This window comes from uncultured Nisaea sp., assembly GCF_963974195.1.
Classification (GTDB): domain Bacteria; phylum Pseudomonadota; class Alphaproteobacteria; order Thalassobaculales; family Thalassobaculaceae; genus Nisaea.
In genome coordinates this window covers 23,598-30,408 of record NZ_CAXBDC010000055.1, presented here as the reverse complement: position 1 = coordinate 30,408, position 6,811 = coordinate 23,598, and the positions used below count along the sequence as shown (strand labels likewise).

Annotated in this window: 7 protein-coding genes and 1 pseudogene; 1 reads left to right on the top strand and 7 read right to left on the bottom strand. The window is 63.3% G+C overall.

Features of this window, described 5'->3' with window-relative positions:
- The 5 genes and pseudogenes from AAC126_RS13285 to rsmI form a co-directional block, all read right to left on the bottom strand.
- Positions 1-503 (bottom strand): annotated as a pseudogene (locus tag AAC126_RS13285) (glutathione synthase); the annotation flags it as partial.
- Between the two features lie 81 nt (positions 504-584).
- Positions 585-1,418 (bottom strand): transglutaminase-like domain-containing protein, encoded by an 834-nt coding sequence (locus tag AAC126_RS13280; protein ID WP_339854079.1) that lies wholly within the window; start codon positions 1,416-1,418, stop codon positions 585-587.
- 3 nt (positions 1,419-1,421) lie between these two features.
- A complete protein-coding gene (locus AAC126_RS13275) occupies positions 1,422-2,012 on the bottom strand; it encodes a BON domain-containing protein (protein ID WP_339854078.1) in 591 nt (196 codons plus the stop codon).
- 9 nt (positions 2,013-2,021) lie between these two features.
- Positions 2,022-2,423, bottom strand: coding sequence for a YraN family protein (locus AAC126_RS13270; protein WP_339854076.1), 402 nt, complete (start codon positions 2,421-2,423; stop codon positions 2,022-2,024).
- Complete coding sequence (rsmI, locus tag AAC126_RS13265; protein WP_339854074.1) at positions 2,423-3,337, bottom strand: 16S rRNA (cytidine(1402)-2'-O)-methyltransferase; 915 nt, start codon at positions 3,335-3,337, stop codon at positions 2,423-2,425. Before rsmI ends, AAC126_RS13270 begins: the two co-directional genes overlap by 1 nt.
- Before the next feature lie 287 nt (positions 3,338-3,624).
- On the opposite strand from rsmI, the gene AAC126_RS13260 reads away from it, so the two are divergent.
- Entirely contained in the window at positions 3,625-4,923 is a 1,299-nt protein-coding gene (locus AAC126_RS13260; protein ID WP_339854072.1) for a penicillin-binding protein activator, read from the top strand.
- Positions 4,924-4,957: 34 nt separating this feature from the next.
- Here the strand turns inward: AAC126_RS13260 and hemW are convergent, their stop codons facing one another.
- Both hemW and rdgB read right to left on the bottom strand, forming a co-directional pair.
- Positions 4,958-6,172 carry a radical SAM family heme chaperone HemW gene (hemW, locus tag AAC126_RS13255; protein WP_339854071.1) on the bottom strand — a complete coding sequence of 405 codons (1,215 nt, stop codon included), beginning with the start codon at positions 6,170-6,172 and terminating at the stop codon, positions 4,958-4,960.
- Positions 6,162-6,809, bottom strand: coding sequence for an RdgB/HAM1 family non-canonical purine NTP pyrophosphatase (rdgB, locus tag AAC126_RS13250; protein WP_339854069.1), 648 nt, complete (start codon positions 6,807-6,809; stop codon positions 6,162-6,164). Before rdgB ends, hemW begins: the two co-directional genes overlap by 11 nt.
- Positions 6,810-6,811: the final 2 nt, after the last annotated feature.

The following is a 6,811-nucleotide window of genomic DNA, read 5'->3' as shown; positions in this document are numbered from 1 at the left end:
GCCCCGCCATTGCCGAACAGCGGCTTGACGATGATGTCTTCATGCTCGGCCCGGAAAGCCTGGATCCGTTCCCGGTCATGGGTGATCAGGGTCGGCGGCATGACATTGTCGAAATGGGTGACGAACAGCTTTTCCGGCGCGTTCCGGACTTCCACCGGATCGTTCACCACCAGTGTTTTCGGATGGATATGTTCCAGAATGTGGGTCGCGGTGATGTAGGACATGTCGAAAGGCGGGTCTTGCCGCATCAGCACCACGTCCATCTCGGAGAGGTCGATAAGCTCGGGCGCGCCCAGCGTGAAGTGGTTGCCCGCTTCGCGGCGCACGTCGAGAGCCCGGACCCGGGCCATCACCTTGCGGTCCTGGAAGCTCAGATCCTTCGGTTGGTAATGGTACAGCGTGTGGCCGCGCCGCTTGGCTTCAAGTGCCATGGCGAAACTGCTGTCGCCGTTGATGTCGATATGTTCGATGGGATCCATCTGGATGGCGACGCCGAGACCCATTGCTTCCTCCGTCAGGTAAGCGCTTTTAACGAGCCGGGACTATGTGGTGATCGGGCCTGCCGGATCAACTGGATTTCCGGCTCAGTTCAATTGACTTTCGAGCACTTGAAGAACCCGCGTGACATCCACGCGCTCTGGCTCGCGGAGGTTGTCGAGCGCAAGAAAGTCACGCAGGCAGCCGATTGCCGCCCGCCGTTCGCCCTTGCGGGCCAAGAGCAGGCCCTCCTCGCGCAGCAAACTCGGGATGCCGGGCGCGAGCAACCGCATGTCGCGGATGACCTGCAGGGCCGGTTCCAGCTTGCCGTCGCGGAGCAGGCGCAACTTTATGTTGTTTTGCAATCGCAACAAAATATCGAGATCGCTGACATCGCTGTAATGGGCCTGGGTAAGCGCGGCATGCGCTCCCTGAAATTGGGTAAGCAGGGCGCGCAGGGCACGGGCATCCAGGTTCCTGCCGCCATTGAACGGATCGATAATGGCGCGCCCGCCGCCCCATTGCAGCCGGATCAGGAAATGGTTCGGAAAATTCAGGCCGCAGGCTTCAATCCCGAGTGCCCGCGCCGTCTCGATATAGAGAATGCCAAGAGCGACCGGCAGACCCTTGCGCCGGTCGATCACCCGGATCAGGTTCGCATTTTGCGGGTCGTCATAGGTTTCCTGATCACCTTCATAGGAAAAGTCACCGGTAATGGTCTGGCGCAGGGCAGCGTCCGGGGACTCTGCCGGGGCTTTCATCGCGGTTTCGGCGAGGCAGGCGAGATGGTCCCGGTATGGACTCAACGGCACGCCGGGGCTGTCCAGCGCGGCGAGCAGCAGGGCGGCTTCGCCGAGATCGCCGCCCGTCATGCCTGACTGGCCGAAGCGGGCGAGAGCTGTACGGGTGGCTTCCGGGTCGGGGGCCATTTCGGAGGTCATTATTTACGAGGCGCCACGGATGCGCACATAGCTGATGACATTGCGGACATATTTGATATTCCGCGCGTGATTGACGACGCGCTGCTGCTCCGCATTGTCCTGGGCAATGCCGAAGATATAGACGGTGCCGTTGACCGTATCGATGTCATAGTTGATCGACTGGATCGATCCGTCGAACAGCAGCTGCGCTTCAAGCTGGGTCTCGATCCAGCTGTCGCGGGCCTTGTCGATGATGTCCGATTTGTCGACGACCTGAACTTCGTTGATCACCTCGCGAACGCCATCCGCCTTCCAGGCGAGCCGGGCGGCCTCGATCCGGTCTTCCGGTTTTTCCACCGAACCGGTCAGCAGCACGCGCCCGTCATCTACGGAAAGCCCGACGGCGGAAAACAGATCCACGTTTGTCTGGAACAGATAGTGGTTGATCTCCGTCTTCAGCGCGATGTCCTTGGCTGTTCCCTCAAGCCCGCGTTCCGACTGGCTTGCGGTGGCGGCGGTCGCACCGGCGCCGATGGCAACGCCGACCGGGGTGCAGGCACCAAGGCCCAGCGGGGCGATCAGGAGAAGCAGGACGAAGAAGAGGCGGTTTTGCATCGGGTCACTCTATCGGTTGGGATCGACGGTCCAAGCATTCTGAATATGGCGAGGAATGCGCCAGTGTGCCACCGCGAAGAGGTCGAATCTAAGGCAATGGTTCGCGAGCCGGCTATCTCCATGCTGGACCCAGAGTGCGGCGCGTTCAAGGCGCCTCCGTTGCGAAAGCGAAACGGCATGGAGGGCGGCGGCCTCGGTTGGTCTCGCCTTCACTTCGATGATGGCAAGGATCTGGCCGCGTTCCGCGAGAATATCGATTTCGCCGACCTTCGTGCGCACGCGGCTCGCCAGCACCCTGTAACCCTTCAGGCGAAGGATCAGGCGGCAAAGCCATTCGGCCAGCGCGCCATAGCGGACGGCGCGGCGCTTGCGCTCTGTTTGGAACCCCGGCTTTCCGCTCGGGCGGGACATTACCCGGCCCCGTCCTTCAACTGCACGGCCCGGTCATAGATCGTCTTGCGGGGCAAACCGGTCTTCGCGGCGATTTCCTTGGCCGCATCCTTGACCTTCAGCCGGGTGAGGGCCTCCGTGAGCATGTCGTCCAGTTCCGCCTCGCCGATCTCGTCATGTTGCTCTGGCGGGCCGAAAAGCAGCACCGCTTCGCCCTTTGGCGGCTCCGTTTCCGCATAATGGCGGGCCAGATCCTCTAGCCGGCCACGGTTCACATCCTCGAACCGCTTTGTCAGCTCCCGCGCCACGGCCATGTCCCGTGGGCCGAGAACTTCTGCCGCCACAGCAAGGGATTCGGCCAGCCTGCGCGGTGCCTCGAAGAAGATCAGTGTGGCGCGCAGGCCGGAGACTTCTTCCAGAATGCGGCGGCGTTCGCCCTGTTTCGTCGGCAGGAAGCCGCCGAAAAAGAACCGGTCGGTCGGCAGGCCGGAAATGGAGAGGGCAACGATTGGCGCGGCGGGTCCGGGTACGGACGTGACCGGTGTTCCCTGCGCGGCCGCCTCGCGGACCAGCTTGTAGCCCGGGTCGGAAATGGTCGGCGTTCCGGCATCGGTCACCAGAGCGATGCTTTTCCCCTCGGCAAGCAGGCGGAGCAGTTCGGGCCGGCTGCGCTCCGCATTGTGATCCTGATAGGCGAGCATGCGGGCCTTGATGGCGAAGCGCTGCAGCAGGCGTCCGGTGAGCCGCGTATCCTCGCAGGCGACAATGTCGGCCGCGGCCAGTGTTTCCAATGCCCGGCGCGAGATATCGCCGAGATTGCCGATCGGTGTGGCAACCAGAATCAATCCTTCGACCGGACGCCCGGGGACCTCGGTGTGCCCCTCATCTTCCGGCTCCTGCATTGTGGCCGCGACAGGGGTTACGGCAGAGGTCACAATGGTGCCATCTTGCGGCGGTTTACTCTCGTCGCCGGCTTGATTAGCCTTTGGCGCCGAAGAGCGGGAGGAGATCTGAGGTGTATGAGTCTTCATACCGTACCGAAAATGACTGGGGTGACAGTCGAGTTATGGGAGGAACCGGGCGGTTTCTCCAAGCCCTTTTCGCCAGCGCGGCCGGGAAGGGCAGACTCTGCCTGCTTCCGGGCCTGCTTCTGAGCTGCCTCGCATTGGCAGCCTGCCAGACACCGAATCCCCTGTCGGGTTTCGGTCGGCAGTCCAGTGATGTGCCCACCACGACAGCGGAGCCGCTACCCTCTGCCGCGCCGCCGGGCGTGGCGGGAACGGGTACCGGTGAGCCGGGGTCGGGCAAGGGGCTCGCCGTTCCCGAGACGGAGCTGTCGCTGGAAACGCCCGCCACGCCGTTGCAGCTGGTTGAGCCGGAAGGAATGGCCGTTGGCGTTGCCATGCTGTTGCCGTTGAGCGGTGCCCGCGCCTCGGTCGGGCAAAGCATGCTCGATGCCGCGCAGATGGCGGTGTTCGACATCGCCGGTGATGATTTCAACCTGATGGTTTACGACACGCAAGGCACGCCGGAAGGCGCGGAGGACGCGGCCAAGCTCGCCGTGGCCGACGGCGCGAAGATCGTGCTCGGACCGCTCTATGGGCGTTCCGCCGCGGCTGTGCGGCCGATTGTGGCGGCGGCCGGGATCAATGCGGTTGCCTTTTCCAACGACCGCACCGTTGCCGGATCGCCGGTCCATCTGATGGGCCTGATGCCGGAGCAGCAGATCGAACGGGTGATCAGGTATGCCGTGCAGCGCGGCTACCGGCGGATAGGCCTGCTTCTGCCGCATGGCGGCTATGGTGATCTGGTGCTGGAAAGCGCCCGTGCCTCCGCCATCGCCTCCGGGGCAGAGATCACCCGGATTGCCTATTACGATCCGCTGGCCAGCGATTTCTCCGAGACCGCGCGGTCCTTCGCGGAATATGACAGCCGCCGGGAATCCCTGAAGATCCAGAAGGACGTGCTGGCCGGCCGGACCGATGAGATATCCCGGCAGGCCCTTGCCCGGCTGGAAGCGCTGGATACGCTGGGCGATCCGCCCTATGACGCGATCCTGATCCCGGAAGGCGGCAATGTGCTGCGCGCCATCGCGCCGCAGCTTGCCTATTACGATGTGGATACACGGCGGGTGAAGCTGCTTGGCACGGCGCAATGGGAAGATCCGAGCCTCGGCACGGAGCCTAGTCTGGTCGGCGGATGGTTCGCGGCTCCCCCCGTGCTTTACCGGGAAAATTTCGCGCTGCGGTATGAGACTGCCTTCGGCAAGCGTCCGTCGGGACTTGCAGCTCTCGCCTATGATTCGATTGCGCTGACCGTTTCCCTGCAACGCGGGGAAGGGGGCGCCAATTTCGGTGGCGCGGCGCTGATGTCGCGGAGTGGATTTGTCGCGCTGAACGGCCTCTTCCGCTTTGTCGAGGACGGCACGAACCAGCGTGGCCTCGCCGTCTTCGAGATAGGCGACAGGGCGCTTGATGTGGTCGATCCGGCGCCGGAAAAATTCATGGATCTGACGAACTAGCGGCTTCTGGTCAAACGGGTCGCGGGGGCGAGGCTCAGGCCTCGTCTTCGAGCTTTTCGGTCAGGGCGGCAATGACGGCGTTCAGCCGCTGCCGCCCTTCCAGGGTCGCCGCGAGCCGGCTGTGCGGTGCCTCGATGTAACCGGCCTCTTCCAGATCGGAGAGCAGGCTGGTGCCGAACAGCGTCTTCAGATCGCATCCGGCTTCCCGTTCCAGCCGGTCTTTGTCGACGCCGTCCCGCAGCCTGAGTCCCATCATCAGCATTTCGGTGAGGCGACCGGCCCGGCCGACAGCTTCTTCCTCCGAAATGCCGTGGCCCCGTTTACCGACACGGTCGAGCCAGATGGCCGGCGCCCGCACCGTTTGGATCGCCTTCGTAACAATTTGACCGCCGCTGTCTGAGGTGCGTATGCGGGAATGGGCGCCGGGACCGATGCCTGCATAATCGTGATAGCGCCAATAGACCAGATTGTGCCGGGATTCGTCCCCGCTGCGGGCGTGGTTGGAGATCTCGTAGGCTGGCATGCCCGCCTGTTCCAGCGCTTCCTGCGTTACTTCATAGAGCGCTGCCTGGGAGTCGTCCTTCGGCAGTTTGATCTCGCCCTTTGCGTGGCGGGCGAAGAACGGGGTCTCGGGCTCGATCGTCAGCTGGTAGAGCGAAATGTGATCGACGGCGAGTTCCAGCGCTTCGTTCAGCTCCGCGCGCCAGCCGGGCACGGTCTGTCCCGGCCGGGCATAGATCAGATCGAAGGACATGCGTTCGAAATTATCCCGGGCGATGCCGATCGCGCGCCGGGCTTCCGCCGCATCGTGCGTACGGCCGAGGAACTTCAGATCTTTGTCGTTCAGCGCCTGGATGCCGAGGGAAACGCGGTTCACCCCGGCTTCCCGGAAGGCGGCGAACTTGCCTGCCTCGACCGAGGTCGGGTTCGCTTCCAGGGTGATCTCGACCTGGTTGGTCCAGGGCCACAGACGGCGGATCTCGGAGATCACCGCATCCACTGTCTCCGGTTCCATCAACGAGGGCGTGCCGCCGCCAAAAAAGATGCTGGAGACGGTGCGTTCCGGTGCCAGTGCCTTGAAATATTTCAGCTCTTCAATGAACGCCGCACGCCAGCGCGCATGATCCACCTTCGCGGAGACATGGCTGTTGAAGTCGCAATAGGGGCATTTCGAGAGGCAGAAGGGCCAATGCACATAGACCCCGAACGGCTCCGCCGAGGCGGAGCTTATGCCTGCTCTATCCGGCATTGTCTCCGGCACCATTTGCGGCCTGGTCAAGGCCGACGCGTTTCAGGAGCTTCTCGAAAGCAACGGCCCGGTGGCTGATGGAATGTTTCCAGCCGGCATCGGATTCACCAAACGTCATGTCCTGTCCTGCCGGCACAAACATCGGATCGTAGCCGAAGCCGTTCGCGCCACGTGGCGGCCAGACCAGATCGCCGTGAATCCGGCCTTCGACGGATTCCGTGTGCCCGTCCGGCCAGCAGATGGTGAGGGCACAGACAAAGGCGGCGGAGCGGTCAGTATTTCCGCTGGCTGCCTGTTTTTGCAGTCCGTCCTCGACTTTCTGCATGGCCAGGGCGAAGTCCTTCTCCGGTCCGGCCCAGCGGGCGGAGTAGATGCCGGGATCGCCGTCCAGCGCGGTCACGCTCAGCCCGGAATCGTCCGCCAGTGCCGGCAGACCCGACCCCTCCGCGGAGGCGCGGGCCTTGAGTTCGGCATTGGCGATATAGGTGCTGCCAGTCTCTTCCGGCTCCGGCAGGCCGAGTTCGCCCGCCGAGACCACCTCAATCCCGAGCGGGCCGATCAGATCACGGATTTCCCGCAGCTTGCCCTGGTTGTGGCTGGCAATGACCAGTTTTTTTTCGGAGAAGGTGCGGCCCATGG

What these genes read in the sequence shown, in the direction of transcription:
- AAC126_RS13280 (WP_339854079.1), bottom strand. Translation starts at nt 1,418, where the DNA reads ATGACCTCCGAAATGGCCCCCGACCCGGAAGCCACCCGTACAGCTCTC.
- AAC126_RS13275 (WP_339854078.1), bottom strand. Translation starts at nt 2,012, where the DNA reads ATGCAAAACCGCCTCTTCTTCGTCCTGCTTCTCCTGATCGCCCCGCTG.
- AAC126_RS13270 (WP_339854076.1), bottom strand. Translation starts at nt 2,423, where the DNA reads ATGTCCCGCCCGAGCGGAAAGCCGGGGTTCCAAACAGAGCGCAAGCGC.
- hemW (WP_339854071.1), bottom strand. Translation starts at nt 6,172, where the DNA reads ATGCCGGATAGAGCAGGCATAAGCTCCGCCTCGGCGGAGCCGTTCGGG.
- rdgB (WP_339854069.1), bottom strand. Translation starts at nt 6,809, where the DNA reads ATGGGCCGCACCTTCTCCGAAAAAAAACTGGTCATTGCCAGCCACAAC.